At 60.1% G+C, this 18,778-nt stretch carries 18 protein-coding genes and 1 pseudogene; 17 read left to right on the plus strand and 2 right to left on the minus strand.

Annotated elements, in window-relative coordinates; translation table 11 throughout:
• Positions 1-80: 80 nt before the first annotated feature.
• From nuoG to HHL24_RS31835, 17 genes and pseudogenes are all read left to right on the plus strand, one after another.
• Positions 81-2,414: an NADH-quinone oxidoreductase subunit NuoG gene (gene nuoG / locus HHL24_RS31760; protein WP_169489260.1), complete on the plus strand. Its 2,334-nt coding sequence runs from the start codon at positions 81-83 to the stop codon at positions 2,412-2,414.
• Positions 2,415-3,479, plus strand: coding sequence for an NADH-quinone oxidoreductase subunit NuoH (nuoH, locus tag HHL24_RS31765; RefSeq protein ID WP_169489261.1), 1,065 nt, complete (start codon positions 2,415-2,417; stop codon positions 3,477-3,479).
• 15 nt (positions 3,480-3,494) lie between these two features.
• Entirely contained in the window at positions 3,495-3,983 is a 489-nt protein-coding gene (gene nuoI, locus HHL24_RS31770; RefSeq protein WP_054034957.1) for an NADH-quinone oxidoreductase subunit NuoI, read from the plus strand.
• A 181-nt stretch (positions 3,984-4,164) separates the two neighbouring features.
• Complete coding sequence (locus tag HHL24_RS31775; protein WP_169489262.1) at positions 4,165-4,854, plus strand: NADH-quinone oxidoreductase subunit J; 690 nt, start codon at positions 4,165-4,167, stop codon at positions 4,852-4,854.
• Between the two features lie 20 nt (positions 4,855-4,874).
• Positions 4,875-5,180, plus strand: coding sequence for an NADH-quinone oxidoreductase subunit NuoK (nuoK, locus tag HHL24_RS31780; protein WP_028196948.1), 306 nt, complete (start codon positions 4,875-4,877; stop codon positions 5,178-5,180).
• Positions 5,181-5,197: 17 nt separating this feature from the next.
• Entirely contained in the window at positions 5,198-7,270 is a 2,073-nt protein-coding gene (nuoL, locus tag HHL24_RS31785; RefSeq protein WP_169489263.1) for an NADH-quinone oxidoreductase subunit L, read from the plus strand.
• Between the two features lie 14 nt (positions 7,271-7,284).
• Complete coding sequence (locus HHL24_RS31790) at positions 7,285-8,775, plus strand: NADH-quinone oxidoreductase subunit M (protein ID WP_169489264.1); 1,491 nt, start codon at positions 7,285-7,287, stop codon at positions 8,773-8,775.
• A 25-nt stretch (positions 8,776-8,800) separates the two neighbouring features.
• Complete coding sequence (nuoN, locus tag HHL24_RS31795; RefSeq protein ID WP_169489265.1) at positions 8,801-10,273, plus strand: NADH-quinone oxidoreductase subunit NuoN; 1,473 nt, start codon at positions 8,801-8,803, stop codon at positions 10,271-10,273.
• The gene (locus HHL24_RS31800) at positions 10,273-10,569 is read left to right on the plus strand and encodes a DUF2818 family protein (protein WP_169489266.1); all 297 of its coding nucleotides are present in this window, start codon (positions 10,273-10,275) and stop codon (positions 10,567-10,569) included. Before nuoN ends, HHL24_RS31800 begins: the two co-directional genes overlap by 1 nt.
• A gap of 42 nt (positions 10,570-10,611) precedes the next feature.
• A complete protein-coding gene (locus HHL24_RS31805) occupies positions 10,612-11,196 on the plus strand; it encodes an NUDIX domain-containing protein (protein WP_169489267.1) in 585 nt (194 codons plus the stop codon).
• A 340-nt stretch (positions 11,197-11,536) separates the two neighbouring features.
• Positions 11,537-11,781 (plus strand): annotated as a pseudogene (locus HHL24_RS44200) (hypothetical protein).
• A gap of 53 nt (positions 11,782-11,834) precedes the next feature.
• The gene (locus HHL24_RS31810) at positions 11,835-12,359 is read left to right on the plus strand and encodes a helix-turn-helix transcriptional regulator (protein ID WP_169489268.1); all 525 of its coding nucleotides are present in this window, start codon (positions 11,835-11,837) and stop codon (positions 12,357-12,359) included.
• A 252-nt stretch (positions 12,360-12,611) separates the two neighbouring features.
• Positions 12,612-13,037 carry a DUF1178 family protein gene (locus tag HHL24_RS31815; RefSeq protein WP_093639658.1) on the plus strand — a complete coding sequence of 142 codons (426 nt, stop codon included), beginning with the start codon at positions 12,612-12,614 and terminating at the stop codon, positions 13,035-13,037.
• Positions 13,038-13,085: 48 nt separating this feature from the next.
• On the plus strand, positions 13,086-14,282 hold the full coding sequence (locus tag HHL24_RS31820) for an acyl-CoA dehydrogenase family protein (protein WP_169489269.1): 1,197 nt from the start codon (positions 13,086-13,088) through the stop codon (positions 14,280-14,282).
• 10 nt (positions 14,283-14,292) lie between these two features.
• A complete protein-coding gene (locus tag HHL24_RS31825) occupies positions 14,293-15,420 on the plus strand; it encodes an acyl-CoA dehydrogenase family protein (RefSeq protein ID WP_169489270.1) in 1,128 nt (375 codons plus the stop codon).
• A gap of 36 nt (positions 15,421-15,456) precedes the next feature.
• Complete coding sequence (locus HHL24_RS31830; RefSeq protein WP_154567188.1) at positions 15,457-15,915, plus strand: MaoC family dehydratase; 459 nt, start codon at positions 15,457-15,459, stop codon at positions 15,913-15,915.
• Complete coding sequence (locus tag HHL24_RS31835; protein WP_169489271.1) at positions 15,912-16,391, plus strand: MaoC family dehydratase; 480 nt, start codon at positions 15,912-15,914, stop codon at positions 16,389-16,391. Before HHL24_RS31830 ends, HHL24_RS31835 begins: the two co-directional genes overlap by 4 nt.
• 150 nt (positions 16,392-16,541) lie before the next feature.
• Here the strand turns inward: HHL24_RS31835 and HHL24_RS31840 are convergent, their stop codons facing one another.
• Together HHL24_RS31840 and HHL24_RS31845 are read right to left on the minus strand one after the other, a co-directional pair.
• Positions 16,542-17,243 carry a glutathione binding-like protein gene (locus HHL24_RS31840; RefSeq protein ID WP_169489272.1) on the minus strand — a complete coding sequence of 234 codons (702 nt, stop codon included), beginning with the start codon at positions 17,241-17,243 and terminating at the stop codon, positions 16,542-16,544.
• A gap of 213 nt (positions 17,244-17,456) precedes the next feature.
• Positions 17,457-18,716 carry an acyl-CoA dehydrogenase family protein gene (locus HHL24_RS31845; RefSeq protein ID WP_169489273.1) on the minus strand — a complete coding sequence of 420 codons (1,260 nt, stop codon included), beginning with the start codon at positions 18,714-18,716 and terminating at the stop codon, positions 17,457-17,459.
• Between the last annotated feature and the right edge of the window lie 62 nt (positions 18,717-18,778).

Consider the following 18,778-nt stretch of genomic DNA (forward strand, 5'->3'; position numbering starts at 1 on the left):
TCCGCGGGATTCATCGCCTGAAACGGGCGTTGAACAGGGCGAACGATTGAGCGGTAACAGGTTAAGGAAGATTGACCATCATGGTTGAACTTGAAATAGACGGCAAGAAAGTAGAGGTGCCTGAAGGCAGCATGGTGATCCAGGCTGCGCATAAGGTCGACACGTACATTCCTCACTTCTGCTATCACAAGAAGCTGTCGATTGCGGCCAACTGCCGGATGTGTCTGGTCGATGTCGAAAAGATGCCGAAGGCCGTGCCTGCATGCGCCACGCCGGTGTCAGCGGGCATGATCGTGCGCACCAAGTCCGACAAGGCGGTGAAGGGCCAGCAAGCCGTGATGGAATTCCTGCTGATCAACCACCCGCTGGATTGCCCGATCTGCGATCAGGGCGGTGAGTGTCAGTTGCAGGATCTGGCCGTGGGCTACGGCAAGTCGTCGTCGCGCTATAGCGAAGAAAAGCGCGTGGTGTTCCACAAGAACGTCGGCCCGCTGATCTCGATGGAAGAAATGTCGCGTTGCATTCACTGCACGCGTTGCGTCCGTTTCGGCCAGGAAGTGGCCGGCGTGATGGAACTTGGCATGCTGGGTCGCGGCGAACATTCGGAAATCACGTCGTTCGTTGGCAAGACCGTCGACTCCGAACTGTCGGGCAACATGATCGATCTGTGCCCGGTCGGCGCGCTGACCAGCAAGCCGTTCCGCTACAGCGCCCGTACGTGGGAACTGTCGCGCCGCAAGTCGGTGAGCCCGCACGATTCCGTCGGTGCAAACCTCGTGGTGCAAGTTAAGAACAACCGCGTGATGCGTGTTCTGCCGTTCGAAAACGAATCCATCAACGAATGCTGGATTTCGGACAAGGACCGCTTCTCGTACGAAGCCCTGAATAGCCCGGAACGTCTCACGCAGCCGATGCTCAAGCAAGGTGGCAAGTGGGTTGAGACCGACTGGCAAACCGCGCTCGAATATGTGGTCAAGGGTCTGAAGGGCATCAAGGGCGACCACGGCGCGAACGCGCTGGCCGCTCTCGGTAGCGCCCATAGCACCGTCGAAGAACTGTTCCTGTTGAAGCAGTTGGCGCAAGCGGTCGGCACGCCTAACGTCGACTTCCGTCTGCGTCAGTCGGATTTCTCCGCAGTCGTCAACGGTGCGCCGTGGCTCGGCACGACGATCGCCGATCTTTCGAACGTGGATTCGGCGCTCGTGATCGGTTCGGATCTGCGCCGCGATCATCCGCTGTTCGCCGCGCGTCTGCGTCAAGCCGCCAAGAGCGGTACGAAGCTGACGCTCGTGCAGGCCACCAACGACGACGCGCTGATTCCGCAGGCACAGCGCGTGGTTGCCGCACCGTCGGCATGGCTCGACGCACTGGCTGGCATCGCCGGCGCGGTCTCGGAAGCAAACGGCGTTGCACTGCCGGAAGCCTTCGCCGGCACGCAGCCGACGGACGCCAACAAACAGGTCGCGAAGTCGCTCGCCACCGGCGAACACCGCGTGGTGCTGCTCGGCAACGGCGCGGTCCGTCATCCGGACTTCGCCGCGATTCACGCTGCGGCGCAATGGATCGCAGACGCGACCGGCGCAACGCTGGGTTTCCTCACGGAATCCGCCAACACGGTCGGCGCGCATCTCGTGAAGGCATTGCCGGGCGAGGGTGGTTTGAACGCACGCGAAGTGTTCGAGCAACCGCGCAAGGGTTATCTGCTGCTGAACGTCGAACCGGAGTTCGATACGGCCAATCCGGCGCAGGCTTTGGCCGCGCTGAACCAGGCTGAAATGGTCGTCGTGATGTCGCCGTTCCAGATTGGCGCTGAATACGCTGATGTCCTGCTGCCGATCGCTCCGTTCACGGAAACGGCGGGCACCTTCGTCAACGCTGAAGGTACGGTGCAGACGTTCAACGGCGTTGTGCGTCCGCTCGGCGACACGCGTCCGGCATGGAAGGTTCTGCGCGTCCTGGGCAGCCTGCTGGGCGTACCGGGCTTCGAATTCGACACCTCGGAAGAAGTGCGTACAGCAGCCCTCGGCGATGGCGAGATCAAGTCGCGTCTGTCGAACAAGACGGGCGTGACGGTTGCACGCGGCAAGGCAGTGAAGGCAGCAGAAGGCAAGTTCGAGCGTATCGCCGACGTGCCGATTTACCACGCCGACTCGCTGGTGCGTCGCGCCGAATCGCTGCATCTGACAGCAGCGGCGCGCGCAGCGAATTCGGTCGGTCTGCCGGCTGCGCTGTTCGACAAACTGGGTTTGAAGGAAGGCGACGCAGTGCGCGTGCGCCAGGGCGAGCAATCGGTGCAGTTGCCGGCCGTGCGCGACGCGAATCTTGCGGAGACGGTCGTCCGCGTATCGGCAGCTACACCTGCCGGTGCAGCGCTGGGCAGCCTGTTCGGTGAACTGGTGGTGGAGAAGGCGTAAATGAGCTTGTTCGATACGATCAACTCGGGCGGCACCCAGCTTCTCGGTGTGGCATGGCCCACGGTGTGGGCACTGGTGCGCATCCTGGTGGTGGCCGTCGTGATCCTGCTGTGCGTGGCTTACCTGATTCTGTGGGAGCGTAAGCTGATCGGCTGGATGCACGTGCGTCTCGGCCCGAACCGCGTGGGCCCTGCAGGTTTGCTGCAGCCGATCGCCGACGTGCTGAAGCTGTTGCTGAAAGAAGTGATTCAGCCGGCCCAGGCTAGTCGCTGGATCTACCTGATCGCGCCGATCATGGTGGTGGTGCCGGCCTTCGCGGTCTGGGCGGTGATTCCGTTCCAGGCGGGCGCGGTGCTCGGTGACATCAACGCGGGGCTGTTGTACGCGATCGCGATTTCGTCGATCGGCGTGTACGGCGTGATTCTGGCCGGCTGGGCGTCGAACTCGAAGTACGCGTTCCTCGGCGCGATGCGCGCTGCAGCTCAGATGGTCTCGTACGAAATTTCTATGGGCTTCGCGCTGGTCGTCGTGCTGATGACCTCGGGCAGCCTGAATCTGTCGGACATCGTCGGTTCGCAGGAACGCGGGATTTTCGCTGGCTACGGCTTGAACTTCCTGTCGTGGAACTGGCTGCCGCTGTTGCCGATGTTCGTCGTGTACTTCATCTCGGGCATCGCCGAAACGAACCGTCACCCGTTCGACGTGGTGGAAGGGGAGTCGGAAATCGTCGCGGGCCACATGATCGATTACTCGGGGATGGCGTTTGCGCTGTTCTTCCTCGCCGAGTACATCAACATGATCGTGATCTCGGCATTGGCTGCAACACTGTTCCTCGGCGGCTGGAGCGCACCTTTCGGCTTCCTGTCGTTTATCCCGGGCATCTTCTGGCTGGTGCTGAAGGTTTTCTTCCTGTTGTCGGTATTCATCTGGGCGCGTGCCACGTTCCCGCGCTATCGCTATGACCAGATCATGCGTCTGGGCTGGAAGATTTTCATTCCGGTCTGCGTGGTGTGGCTGGTGGTGGTCGGCTTCTGGATCATGTCGCCGTTGAATATCTGGAAATAAAGGGCGGATGAACCCATGACCGCAATCCAAAACTTTTTCAAGACCTTCTTCCTGACGGAGCTGCTCAAAGGCCTCGCGCTGACCGGACGTTATACGTTCCAGCGCAAGGTGACCGTGCAATTCCCGGAAGAGAAGACCCCGATCTCGCCGCGTTTCCGCGGCCTGCATGCGCTGCGCCGCTATGAAAACGGCGAAGAACGCTGCATCGCCTGCAAGCTGTGCGAAGCGGTGTGCCCGGCGCTCGCCATCACGATCGAATCGGAAACTCGTGCGGATAACACGCGCCGCACGACGCGTTACGACATCGACCTGACCAAGTGCATCTTCTGCGGTTTCTGCGAAGAGAGCTGCCCGGTCGATTCGATTGTCGAGACGCACATTCTCGAATATCACGGCGAAAAACGCGGCGACCTGTATTTCACGAAGGATATGCTGCTGGCCGTGGGCGATCGCTACGAAGCGGAGATCGCTGCGAGCAAGGCAGCCGACGCACCGTATCGTTGAAGCACTTCTGTTAAAGCGGTAAATGCAGCAGTAACACGGCCTGTTGTCGGGCCGAGCGCCGCGGCCTGAGCGCCGCGGCACGGCGCACTTGTGCGGCTGTTCGGGCGGTTTCGGCCGCTTTTACCCGCCACACGTGCCAAAGAACAATGCCTGACGATGGCCTAACGATGAACCGGTAATCATGGAATTCACGACCGTACTGTTCTACATCTTCGCGCTGCTCCTGGTTGTATCAGGGCTGAAGGTGATCACCTCGCGCAACCCGGTTTCGTCCGCACTGTTTCTGGTGCTGGCGTTCTTCAACGCAGCCGCGATCTGGATGCTGCTGCAGGCCGAGTTCCTCGCGATCCTGCTGGTGCTGGTGTATGTCGGCGCGGTGATGGTGCTGTTCCTGTTCGTCGTGATGATGCTGGACATCAACATCGACGTGCTGCGAAAAGACTTCAAACGCTTCGTGCCAATGGCGACGCTGGTGGGCGCGATCATCGTGATCGAGACCGCGCTGATTTTGTGGCACGGCTACGGTGCGACCGCCACGGCGCTGCGCGACACCACGGCTGCCGCGAACGGTATGGCCGATTGGTCGAACACCCGCATCATCGGCAAGGTCATCTACACCGACTACATCTTCGCGTTCGAAGTTGCCGGTCTCGTGCTGCTGGTGGCGATCATCGCGGCGATTGCGTTGACCACGAGTCACAAGAAAGATAGCAAGCGCCAGAACGTCAGCGAGCAGGTCAAGGTGCGCGCTCAGGACCGCGTGCGTATCGTGAAGATGGCATCTGAAAAGACCGCGGCAACTGTCGCGGCGGAAGAAGCCGCCGCCGCAGCGGCAGCAGCGGCCGACTCGGCACCCGCTAAAAACAGCTGAGCGGACAGGAGATAGAAATTATGTTGACCCTTGCTCATTACCTTGTCCTCGGCGCGATCCTGTTTGCGATCAGTGTCGTGGGCATTTTCCTGAACCGTCGCAACGTCATCATCATCCTGATGGCGATCGAACTGATGCTGCTGGCGGTGAACACCAATTTCGTCGCGTTTTCGCATTACCTCGGCGACATCCATGGTCAGATCTTCGTCTTCTTCGTGCTGACGGTTGCAGCAGCGGAAGCGGCGATCGGCTTGGCGATTCTGGTGACCCTGTTCCGTAGCCTCGACACGATCAATGTCGAGGACCTCGATCAGCTCAAAGGTTAATTTCAGGTAAAGCGGTTATGTCAACGACACTCAATGAAAACCTGCTGCTGGCGATCCCGCTGGCACCGCTGGCCGGCTCCCTGATTGCGGGGCTGTTTGGGAAAGCGGTAGGGCGAGCCGGTGCACACTCGGTTACGATCCTCGGCGTCGCGATCTCGTTCATCCTCTCGGCCATCGTCTTCTTCCAGGTGATGGACGGCGCGAGCTTTAACGCGACCGTCTATGACTGGATGCAGATCGGCAAGACGAAGTTCGAGATCGGCTTCCTGGTCGATTCGCTGACGGCGATGATGATGTGCGTGGTGACCTTCGTGTCGCTGATGGTGCACATCTACACGATCGGCTACATGGCCGACGACGACGGCTACCAGCGCTTCTTCTCGTACATCTCGCTGTTCACGTTCTCGATGTTGATGCTCGTGATGAGCAACAACTTCCTGCAACTGTTCTTCGGCTGGGAAGCGGTGGGTCTGGTGTCGTACCTGCTGATCGGTTTCTACTTCACGCGTCCGACGGCGATCTACGCGAACATGAAGGCGTTCATCGTGAACCGCATCGGCGACTTCGGGTTCCTGCTCGGTATCGGCCTGCTGTTCGCGTTCGCCGGTTCGATGAACTACGGCGACGTCTTCGCGAAGCGCACCGAACTCGCGGCATTGAGCTTCCCGGGTACGGACTGGGGTTTGCTGACGGTTGCCTGCATTTGCCTCTTCATCGGCGCGATGGGTAAGTCGGCGCAATTCCCGCTGCACGTCTGGCTGCCGGATTCGATGGAAGGTCCGACGCCGATTTCCGCGCTGATTCACGCGGCAACCATGGTGACCGCCGGTATCTTCATGGTCACGCGCATGTCGCCGCTGTTCGAACTGTCGGATACGGCGCTGTCGTTCGTGATGGTGATCGGTGCAATCACAGCGCTGTTCATGGGCTTCCTCGGTATCGTCCAGAACGACATCAAGCGCGTGGTGGCTTACTCGACGCTGTCGCAGCTCGGCTACATGACGGTCGCGCTCGGCGCATCGGCTTATTCGGTCGCCGTGTTCCACCTGATGACGCACGCCTTCTTTAAGGCGCTGCTGTTCCTCGGCGCGGGTTCTGTGATTATCGGCATGCACCACGATCAGGACATCCGCAACATGGGCGGCCTGCGCAAGTACATGCCGATCACATGGATTACGTCGCTGGTGGGTTCGCTGGCGCTGATCGGTACGCCGTTCTTCTCGGGCTTCTACTCGAAAGACTCGATCATCGACGCAGTGAAGCTGTCGCATCTGCCGGGGTCGGGTTTCGCATACTTCGCGGTCGTGGCGAGCGTATTCGTTACTGCGCTGTACTCGTTCCGTATGTACTTCCTGGTGTTCCACGGCAAGGAGCGCTTCCGCGATCCGAAGCATCCGGAATCGCCGATGGGCATCGAGGCCGCAGCCCATGCACACGACGGTCACAGCCATGACGCGCACGGTCACGGCCATGGTCACGACGACCACGCGCACGAACCGCATGAGACGCCGTGGGTGGTGTGGCTGCCGCTGGTGTTGCTGGCAATTCCGTCGGTGGTGATCGGCGCGATCGGTGTCGGCCCGATGCTGTTCGGCGACTTCTTCCAGCACGGCGTGGCGTTCGACAAGGTGATCTTCATCGGTGAAAATCACCCGGCGCTGCATGAGATGGCTGAAGAATTCCAGGGCTGGGCGTCGATGGGTCTGCATTCGGTCTCAGGTCTGCCGGTGTGGCTGGCGCTCGCGGGTGTGGTGACCGCGTGGTTCCTGTACCTGGTTCGTCCTGATCTGCCGGCTGTCATCAAGCGCGCGTTCGGTCCGATCTACACGCTGCTCGACAACAAGTACTACATGGACAAGATCAACGAAGTCGTGTTCGCGCGGGGCGCCGTGGCAATTGGCCGTGGTCTCTGGAAGGAAGGCGACGTCGTGGTGATCGACGGCATCGTCAATGGCAGCGCACGCTTTATCGGCTGGTTCGCCGGCGTGATCCGCTTCCTCCAATCCGGCTACATCTACCACTACGCGTTTGCCATGATTATCGGCATGTTGGGGCTCCTGACCCTGTTTGTAACGCTCGGCGGCAAATAAGGCGAGGGACACTAATGCACGCTTATCCGATTCTCAGTATTGCGATCTGGTTACCGATCCTCGTAGGTCTCCTCGTCCTGGCTATTGGTTCCGACCGGAACCCGGCTCCGGCGCGCTGGATTGCGCTGATCGGCTCGGTCGTCAGCTTCATCGTGACGATCCCGCTGATTACTGGTTTTGATTCGAGCACCGCCGATCTGCAGTTCGTCGAAAAGGCGAACTGGATCGAGCGCTTCAACATCACGTACCACCTGGGTGTCGACGGCATCTCGATGTGGTTCGTCGTGTTGACCGCATTGATTACGGTGATCGTCGTGATCGCCGCGTGGCAAGTCATCACGAAGAACGTGGGCCAGTACCTTGCTTCGTTTCTGATCCTGTCCGGCATCATGGTCGGCGTGTTCAGCGCAGCGGACGGCATGCTGTTCTACGTGTTCTTCGAAGCAACGCTGATCCCGATGTACATCATCATCGGCGTGTGGGGTGGGGCGAACCGCGTGTATGCGGCGTTCAAGTTCTTCCTGTACACGCTGATGGGCTCGCTGCTGATGCTGGTTGCGTTGTTGTACTTGTACGTCGAGACCGGCACGTTCGATCTGGCTACGTGGCAGAACGCGCAGATCAGCATGACCCCGCAGATATTGTTATTCATAGCGTTCTTCCTGGCCTTTGCCGTGAAGGTACCGATGTGGCCGGTGCATACGTGGTTGCCTGACGCCCACGTGGAAGCGCCGACCGGCGGCTCGGTCGTGCTGGCCGCGATCATGCTGAAGCTGGGCGCATACGGTTTCCTGCGCTTCTCGCTGCCGATCACGCCAGATGCGAGCCACTTCCTCGCGCCGGTCGTCGTCACGCTGTCGCTGATCGCGGTGATCTACATCGGTCTGGTCGCGATGGTCCAGTCCGACATGAAGAAGCTGGTCGCGTATTCGTCGATCGCTCACATGGGCTTTGTGACGCTCGGGTTTTTCATCTTCAATCAGCTCGGTATGGAAGGCGCGATCGTGCAGATGATCTCGCACGGCTTCGTGTCGGGCGCGATGTTCCTGAGCATCGGCGTGCTGTATGACCGTATGCACTCGCGCCAGATCGCCGATTACGGCGGCGTCGTCAACGTGATGCCGAAATTCGCGGCGTTCGTCATGCTGTTCTCGATGGCCAATTGCGGCTTGCCGGGTACTTCCGGTTTCGTCGGCGAATTCATGGTGATTCTGGCTGCTGTCCAGTACAACTTCTGGATTGCAGGCGGTGCGGCTGTCACGCTGATTCTCGGTGCGGCCTACACGCTGTGGATGTATAAGCGCGTGTACTTCGGCGCGATCGCTAACGATCACGTGAAGGGCCTCGTGGACATCGACCGCCGCGAATTTTTCATGCTGGCAGTGCTCGCCGCACTGACGTTGTTCATGGGCCTGTATCCGAAGCCCTTTACCGATGTGATGCACGTATCCGTGGAAAACCTCCTCTCCCACGTCGCGCAGTCCAAGCTGCCGTTGCCACAGTAATGCAGAGCGGAGGAATTTAAAGATCATGCAAAACGCCCCTATGACTGCCCTGTTGCCCGACGCACTGGTGATGCTCGCCGTTGTGCTCGCGTGGCTCAACGACACGTTCGTCGGCCAGGCCGGTCGCCGTACCACGTATTTCCTCGCGTTCTTTTCGACGCTGATTGCCGGCATCTGGTTCGCCGTGAACGCGTTCGACCCGCAAGTGCACTATTTCTTCGGTCACATGTATGTGGTGGATTCGTTCGCCAATGTGATGAAAGCGGTGGTGACGCTCGGTTATGCCGTGTCGATCGTTTATTCGCGTCGGTACCTCGAGGATCGCGGGCTGTTCCGCGGTGAGTTCTTCCTCTTTGGGATGTTCTCGTTGCTCGGTCAGCTCGTGATGATTTCCGGCAACAACTTCCTGACGCTGTACCTCGGTCTGGAACTGATGTCGCTGTCGCTGTACGGCGCGATCGCACTGCGTCGTGACGCGGCGCCTTCGAACGAAGCTGCAATGAAGTACTACGTGCTCGGCGCGTTGGCATCCGGCTTCCTGTTGTACGGCATTTCGATGCTGTACGGCGCGACCGGTTCGCTCGACCTGAACGAAGTGTTCAAGGCGATCGGCACGAGCCACTACGACCCGAGCGTACTGCTGTTCGGCGTGATCTTTATCGTGGCGGGCGTGGCGTTCAAGATGGGCGCGGTGCCGTTCCACATGTGGGTGCCTGACGTGTATCAGGGTGCTCCGACGGCCATGACGCTGATGGTCGGCGGCGGTCCAAAGGTGGCGGCATTCGCGTGGGGCCTGCGCTTCCTCGTGATGGGCCTGCTGCCGCTGGCGGTCGAATGGCAGGAAATGCTGGTGATCCTGGCGGCGCTGTCGTTGATCGTCGGCAACATCACCGGTATCGTGCAACGCAACGTCAAGCGGATGCTCGCGTATTCGGCGATCTCGAACATGGGCTTTGTGCTGCTGGGCCTGCTGGCCGGCGTGGTCGACCACAAGACCACGGGTGCTGCCAACGCGTACGGTTCGGCGATGTATTACAGCATCGTCTACCTGATTACGACGATGGGCACCTTCGGCATCATCATGCTGCTGGCACGCCGCGATTTTGAAGCTGATACGCTCGAAGACTTCAAGGGTCTGAATCAACGCAGCCCGGTGTTCGCTTTCGTCATGATGGTAATGATGTTCTCGCTCGCCGGCATCCCGCCTGCGGTCGGCTTCTACGCCAAGCTCGCGGTGCTGCAGGCAACCATGAATGCCGGGTTGACCTGGCTGACCGTGTTGGCTGTGATCACCTCGCTGTTCGGCGCGTTCTATTACCTGCGTATCGTCAAACTGATGTACTTCGACGAACCGCAAGACAAGTCGCCGATTCTCGCCGACACCAGCACGCGTGCTTTGCTCGCGCTCAATGGTGTTGCCGTGCTGGTGCTGGGTATCGTGCCGGATCCGCTGTTGAAGGCCTGCCTGCAGGCTATCCAGCACACGCTGTTGCTCTGATGTCGGCAGCGGGTTGGTTTATCGTGTTGTTGGCGCTGGTCGGCGCCAACCTGCCATTTCTGAATCAGCGTCTCTTCGCCGCCGTGCCGTTGAAAGCGGTGAAGAAGAGCGCCTGGATCCGGATTGCCGAATTGATCGTGCTGTACTTTGTGGTCGGCTCGCTCGGTTTTCTGCTGGAAGCGCGCGCGGGTAATCGCTTCGAACAGGGGTGGCAGTTCTACGCGATCACGTTCGCGTTGTTCATCGTGTTCGCATTTCCCGGCTTTACCTTCCAGTATCTCGTCAAACGTCGCTGACGGCGTCTCGCCGTCGCGCACCAAGCTGTCCTGAGGTCGCATATGGCTGAACTTCCCGATCACGACGCCGCGCTTACCGAGAGCTGTCTCGAGAGCAAAACGATCCATCAAGGGCCGTTCCTCACGCTCAAGTGCGATACGGTCCGCTTGCCCGACGGTAAGCAGGCCACTCGCGAGTACGTTCAGCATCCGGGCGCCGTGATGGTGATCCCACTATTCGACGACGGCCGCGTGTTGCTGGAAAGCCAGTACCGCTATCCAATGGGCAAGGTCATGGTCGAGTATCCGGCGGGCAAGCTCGACCCGAACGAAGGCGCGCTGGCCTGCGCGAAGCGTGAACTGCAGGAAGAGACCGGCTATACGGCGCGCGAGTATGTTTATCTGACGCGCATTCATCCGATTATTTCCTACTCGACCGAATTCATCGATATTTACCTGGCGCGTGGATTGACTGCCGGCGAGCGCAAACTCGACGACGGCGAATTCCTCGAACTGTTCACGGCGACGGTCGCCGAGGTGTCCGAGTGGGTGCGCACGGGCAAGATCACCGACGTGAAAACCGTCATCGGCACGTTCTGGCTCGAGAAGGTGTTGTCGGGTGTCTGGCCAATGGCCGCGCCGCAATAGCGCGCTCAGTTCAGCGCGCAGAACGGGCGCGAGTCACGCGCCGGTTGGATAGTCTGCAAAAAGCCCCTGTCGGTCTATGACCGGCAGGGGCTTTGTCATTGGGGACACGATATCGACTCAATGCGGTACCTCCGCGTCGGAAAAAAGGGTTCCTGTCCTATGCCATCCGACAGTCTCGCCTCATAGCCGTTGCCGCTCTAGTATCGATGCCTGGCAATGGTGTTTGTTATCACACTTAATTTGGATAACGAAGGGTGTGAAATGGATTCGAATACGGTCGCCTGCGTATCTGGTTGTCACTTGACAACCAGATGCGCAGGCGCTAAATTGGAGGGTATAGATGGCTCGTGGAATCCATTCCAAAAAAGAGGTCGAGGCCGCGCTGGGTACGCGGAAAGAAACGGCTGGCGTGTCCAGGGTGGTGGCAAAGGTCACGCCTGGGGAAAGATTTACTGTCCCTACAACGACGCGGAATGTCGTTGCGGCGAGTTCTGTATCTCGAGTGTGTGGAGTACGCCGAAGAATCCCGGCAACCACGCAAAGCACCTCAGGCGCATCGTCGACAACTGCACGGCGCGCCGGTAGTAACAGTGTTCGAAGGGCAAAAGCCCAAGGCTGAATGAAGGCAGGAGTAGCTTATGGAATATGTGTTCACCTTGAAGTACCGGCTCGCTGCGGAAGATTGCGATCTTGACGAGATCGTCGAGCGCCTGGGCGAGGCCGGATGCGACGACGCTACTATCGGCGTGGGGCAACCGGGGCGCATTGCGCTGTTTTTTGCTCGCGAAGGCGCGTCGGCGTTCGAAGCGCTTGTCAGCGCGCTCAAAGATATTAAGCAGACCGTGCCGTCTGCGCGCCTTGTCGAGGCAGGGCCGGATTTCGTCGGCCTCACGGATGTCGCTGAGGTCGCGGGCGTGTCACGGCAAAACATGCGTAAGCTGATGCTGAGCCACGCGATTGACTTCCCATCGCCGGTTCACGAAGGCAGTGCGTCGGTGTGGCATCTGTCGGATATCCTTGGTTGGCTGACCACGCGTGGGGGGTATGACATCAAGGCGGACGTATTCGACGTCGCGAAATCGGCCAAGCAAATCAACCTTGCCAAAGAAGCGCTTCAACTCGAACCGAGGCTTAGCCGCCGACTCGAATTCCTTGTGGCTTAAAAGGAGCGGAGCGGCAAGCGCGCGAATCCATGAGCGCCATACGTTCAGGGCGCTCTTTCACCTACGGGCTTTCGATATGCCGTTCACTGGTTGAGCCCTCTTCGGCAGCCCGTTGCGCAAAGCGTTAAAATCGCCCACCGCGTTCGATTTGTCAGCGACGCCTGGCGTCAATGCGTCGTCCGTAAAAATTTACGAACGACCGTTCACAAATTTCCATTTTGCGCTAAACTGGCACGCAAGCCCTGAGTCCACATGAAGGTCCTCGATTTACAGTGTCCGCATGGCCATCGGTTCGAAGGCTGGTTCGCTTCGGCTGATGACTTCGAGTCGCAGCAGTCCCGCAAGCTCGTCGAATGTCCGATCTGCGGTGCGAACGAAGTGAGCCGTCTGCCGTCGGCGCCGCGCCTGAATCTGTCGGGTGCGACCGAAGCGAAAGTCCCGGCGGATACGGGAGAAATGCAGGCGCGCGTAATGCGTGCCTTGCGCGAGGTACTGGAAAAGACTGAGAACGTGGGCGACCGCTTCGCCGAGGAAGCACGGCGCATTCACTACAACGAAGCGCCCGCACGCAATATTCGCGGTGTCACGACACCGGAAGACGCGAAAGCCTTGGTCGAAGAAGGCATCGAAGTGATGCCGCTGCCGGTCCCGGCTGCCTTGAAGGAACCGCTGCAATAGCGCAGTGGCTCACTGGCAGCGGGCGGTTGCGGCCAGGAGACACTACGCATGAATCTGGACTATTCCCCCGCTGACGACGCGTTCCGCGCCGACATCCGCGCTTGGCTCGAAGCGAATCTGCCTCGCGAGCTGAGCGACAAAGTACTCACCCACAAGCGTCTGAACCGCGAAGACTTCGCCGGCTGGCACAAGCTGCTCGGCACGCGCGGCTGGTCGGTCGTCGCGTGGCCGAAAGAATACGGCGGCCCAGGCTGGGACGCGACCCAACGGCATATCTGGGACGAAGAGTGCGCGCGTATCGGTGCGCCGTCCGTGCTGCCGTTCGGCGTCTCGATGGTGGCGCCCGTGCTGATGAAGTACGGCAATGAGGCGCAGAAGCGCCACTATCTGCCGCGCATTCTCGACGGTACCGACTGGTGGTGTCAGGGTTATTCCGAACCGGGGTCCGGTTCCGACCTGGCCTCGCTGCGCACGCGTGCCGAGCGCGTTGGCGATCACTATGTGGTCAACGGTCAGAAAACGTGGACCACGCTGGGTCAGTACGCCGACATGATGTTCTGCCTCGTGCGTACCGACAGCGGCGCGAAAAAGCAGGAGGGCATTTCGTTCCTGCTGATCGACATGAAAACGCCCGGTATTACCGTGCGCCCGATCATCACGCTTGACGAAGACCACGAAGTCAACGAAGTCTTTTTCGAAGACGTGAAGGTGCCGGTCGAAAATCTGGTCGGCGAAGAGAATCGTGGCTGGACCTACGCGAAGTACCTGCTCGGGCACGAACGCACCGGTATTGCGCGCGTCGGGCAATCGAAGCGCGAGCTCGTATTCCTGAAGCGCCTCGCGCTGGATCAGAAGAAGAACGGCAAGCCGTTGCTGCAAGATCCTGTGTTTGCCGCGAAAGTCGCGAGCCTCGAGATCGAACTGATGGCGCTCGAAGTCACCGTGCAACGTGTGGTCGCCAATGAAACAGGCGGACGTGGGCCGGGGCCGGAAGCCTCGATGCTCAAGATCAAGGGCACGGAAGTGCAGCAAGCGCTGACTGAACTGATGGTCGAAGCAATCGGACCGCTTGCCGCACCGTTCGACGTGCCATTCCTCGAAGGCGAACGCGAACATAGCCTCGCCGGGGACGACGACGCCGCGCCGCTGGCCGCGTACTACTTCAACTTCCGCAAGACGTCGATTTACGGCGGCTCGAACGAAATTCAAAAGAACATCATCGCGCAGATGATTCTGGGGCTTTGAGGAGCGGCGCATGGACTTCACTTTCAACGACGAACAACAGCAATTTGCTGACGCGCTGCGCCGCTATCTGGACAAGAGCTATGGGTTCGAAGCGCGCCAGGCGATCGTGCAATCGGCAAGCGGCGTGTCGGATACGCACTGGACAGCATTTACCGAACTGGGTCTGACCGCGTTGCCGGTGCCGGAAGCGCAGGGTGGCTTCAACGGCAGCCCGATCGACATGCTGGTGGTCATGCAGGAGCTCGGCCGTGCTTTGGTGGTCGAGCCGTATTGGGCGACCGCGGTGGGTGTCGAGGCGCTGCGGCTGGCGGGCACCTGGCAGGGCGAAGATGCATCGCTGCTCGAACGCGCGGCCCAGGGCGAGATCAAGCTCGCAGTAGCATTTCACGAGCCGCATGCACGCTACGACCTGTTCGAGGTCGAGACAGTTGCGAATGGGCAAGGCGATCAGCTGACGTTGACCGGCACGAAATCGGTTGTGCTGCACGGCGCGCAAGCAGATTACTGGATCGTGCCGGCTCGGCTGAATGGCGAGATCGCGCTCTTTGTCGTCGCCCGCGATGCGGCCGGTGTCGCAGTCACCGACTACCGCACAATCGACGGCCAGCGTGCTGCGACGCTCAAATTCAACGGCACGCCCGCACGTCAACTCACCGGCAGACACGCTGGTGCCGCGGCCTTGGAACGCATCGCAGACTACGGCACGGTATTGCTCTGTGCGGAAGCGGTCGGCGCGCTCGACGCACTGAACCATGCAACCGTCGAGTACAGCAAGACGCGCCAGCAGTTCGGTCAGCCGATCGCGCGTTTTCAGGCGTTGCAGCATCGCATGGTCGAAATGTTGATTCACGCCGAGCAGGCGCGTTCGGTCACTTATCTCGCCGCTGTGCGTTACACGAGCGCAGACGCCGACGAACGTCGCCGTGCGGTCTCCGCAGCGAAGGCGCGGGTCGGTCAGGCCGCCCGTTTCGTTGGTCAGCAGGCGGTCCAGTTGCACGGTGGCATGGGCGTCACGAATGAAGTCGCGGCGGCGCATCTGTTCAAACGTCTCGCTATCATCGAAACCACATTGGGCGATGTTGATCACCATCTCGCGCGGTTCGCCGCGCTGCCCGGCTTTGTCACCGCCGAAGCCTGATCAGCCGGTCGAATCGGATAAGAAAGAGGTGTGACGATGGGTCTGAGTTATGAAGACATGGTAGTCGGCACGACTACCGAAATCGGCAAGCATACTTTCACGCGCGAAGAGATTGTCGAGTTTGCGGAGAAGTTCGATCCGCAGCCGTTTCACCTGGACGAGGCGGCAGCCGCAGCGTCGCCGTTTCGCGGACTGGTCGCAAGCGGCTGGCACACCTGTTCGGTCATGATGGGCATGCTGGTGCGCAACGCGATCGCGGGTTCCACGTCAATGGGTTCGCCCGGTATCGACGAGATCCGCTGGTTGAAGCCCGTGCGCGTCGGCGACACGATCACGATGATGAACGCTGTACTCGACAAGCGCGTTTCGGAGAGTAAGCCGGATCGCGGCATCGTTTCGACGCAGTGGGAAGGCATTAACCAGCATGGCGAAACGGTGATCACTGTGCGCTCCAAGGGGTTGTTCGGACTGCGCAATCCGGGAGCCGCGTCATGACGGGCAGCAGCGTGGTGGCCGCCGCAACGTTTGGCGATGCAGCGGCGTTGCGTGCGCTGGTTGGCGCTGAACCGCTCGTTAGCGACTGGCTGACGGTCGATCAGGCGAGCGTCGATCGTTTTGCCGAAGCCACCGGCGATCATCAATGGATTCACGTTGATCCCGAGCGGGCGCGGCGTGAATCGCCGTTCGGTGGTCCGGTCGCGCATGGGTTCATGACGCTGTCGTTGATTCCGGCGTTGCTCGGCAAGACGGTGGCGCTTGAGCAGCGCATGGGCGTCAACTACGGATTGAATCGCGTGCGGTTCACATCGCCGGTGTTGGTCGGCTCGCAGTTGCGTGCACGGTTTGCGGTGCAATCCGTCACCGACGTCGACAACGCCGGTGTGCAGGTTGAATGGAATGTGACGTTGGAGCGGCAGGGCAGTGAGCGGCCGGTGTGTGTCGCCGAGTTCATCACGCGGCATTATTTCTAACCGCTCAAAGCCGACCGGTTACCAAAAAAGCGCGAGTGGCAGTGATGCCGTCTCGCGCTTTTTTATGCTGACCCTTCTACGGATGGCAATGCTGCGGTTGCAATCATTGTCAATGTGAACGAACGCCGATGCCACGGAGCAAGGGCACGACTACCGCCTGGCGTACTGCGTCGCACCGAACAGTATCTCTTTAGCCTTGTCGTCCATGAGCGGCTTGCGGGCCGACGCCAGCACTTCGACGCCGCGTACCACTGCCGGACGTGCGGCAATTTCTTCGTGCCACCGCTTCACATGCGCAAACGTATCCAGTTCGATACCCTGGTTCTGCCACGAGCGTGTCCACGGAAATGCGGCGATGTCAGCGATCGTGTAGTCATTGCCGGCCAGATACTGCGTCTTGCCGAGTTGCGCGTCCATCACGCCGTACAGACGCCGCGTTTCGTTCGTATAACGGTTGATCGCATACTCGATCGGCTCCGGCGCATAATTGCGGAAGTGATGTGTTTGCCCAAGCATCGGGCCGAGGCCGCCCATCTGGAACATTAGCCATTGCAGCGTCGCATAGCGTGCGGCCGGATCAGTCGGCAGGAATTTGCCGGTTTTCTCCGCGAGGTAAATTAGAATCGCGCCCGATTCGAACAGTGCGAACGGCTTGCCGCCGGCGTCTTTAGGACCTTCCGAATCGACGATTGCCGGAATCTTGTTGTTCGGGCTGATGGCAAGGAATTCGGGTTTGAACTGGTCGCCCGCACCGATATCGATGCCATGCACCGTGTACGCGAGGCCCGTTTCCTCGAGCATGATGTGAACCTTATGGCCGTTCGGGGTTGCCCAACTATAGACGTCGATCATCCTGGCTCCTTTGTTTCGTGAAAGCGGCGCCGCAAAGGGCGCCGCAGTTGACAAAAATTAGAGCACAGATCGAGCGATGCTGCTGGCCGCGCCAGCATGAGCCAAGTCTTGACTTCGCTGCGCAATCAACCGCCGCGAAGCTGCCTCGAACGCCTGCTTAAGCGATCAGACGCTCAAACGCTCAAACGCTCAAACGCTCAAACGATCAAACGCTCAAACCCGCGTAATCGGCGTCTCCACGCGAGCCGCAGCACCCGCATCCATATAGCGCGCCAGTTCGAGCTTTGCGATCGCGTTGCGGTGCACTTCGTCGGGGCCATCGGCGAAGCGTAACGTCCGCGCGGATGCATACGCATACGCCAGCGGAAAATCGTCGCTGACGCCGCCGCCGCCGTGCGCCTGGATCGCCCAGTCGATCACCTGGCAGGCCATATTCGGCGCGACCACCTTGATCATGGCGATCTCGCCGCGCGCGCCCTTGTTGCCGACCGTGTCCATCATGTACGCGGTCTTCAGTGTCAGCAGGCGCGCCTGTTCGATCATGCAACGCGCTTCGGCTATGCGCTCCTGTGTGACGCCTTGCGCGGCAACTGGCTTGCCGAAAGCGACGCGTTGCATGGAGCGTTTCGCCATGAGTTCGAGCGCGCGCTCGGCGAGGCCGATCAAACGCATGCAGTGGTGGATGCGTCCTGGTCCGAGGCGGCCTTGAGCGATTTCGAAGCCGCGTCCTTCGCCGAGCAGCATGTTGGTAGCCGGCACACGCACATTTTCGAGCGTGATTTCCATGTGGCCGTGCGGCGCGTCGTCGTAGCCGAATACGGTGAGAGGGCGGTGCACGATGATGCCGGTAGCATCGGCAGGGATCAGAATCATCGACTGCTGCGCATGGCGTGGCGCCTCAGGGTCGGTCTTGCCCATCACGATGTAGATCTTGCAGCGCGGGTCCCCCGCACCGGACGACCACCACTTGTGACCGTTGATCACGTAGGAGTCACCATCGCGCACGATGCTCGTCTGGATATTGGTCGCATCCGACGACGCCACTTCCGGCTCGGTCATCAGAAACGCCGAGCGGATGTGCCCTTGCAGCAGCGGTTCGAGCCATTCGCGCTTGTTGTCGTCGCTGCCGTAGCGCTCGATCGTTTCCATGTTGCCGGTGTCGGGCGCGTTGCAGTTGAACACTTCCGGAGCCCAGGGCACACGGCCCATGATTTCGCACAGCGGCGCGTATTCAAGATTCGTCAGACCGGCACCGCGTACCGATTCAGGCAGGAACAGGTTCCACAAGCCGGCGTCGCGCGCCTTCTGTTTCAGTTGCTCGATCAGTTCGGTCGGCAGCCATGCGTTGCCGTTCTGACGGTTCTGCGCGATCTCGGCATAGAACGCCTGCTCGTTCGGATAGATGTGCTCGTCGAAGAAGGCGAGCAGTTTCTCGCGTAGCGCCTGAACCTTCGGGGTGTAATCGAAATTCATGTATGACCTCGCGGATGACGAATGACGTTTGTTCGGGAGCGCAACCTGGTGTACCGATTTGC

Origin of the sequence: Paraburkholderia polaris, from assembly GCF_012927345.1 — a bacterium.
GTDB lineage: Bacteria > Pseudomonadota > Gammaproteobacteria > Burkholderiales > Burkholderiaceae > Paraburkholderia > Paraburkholderia polaris.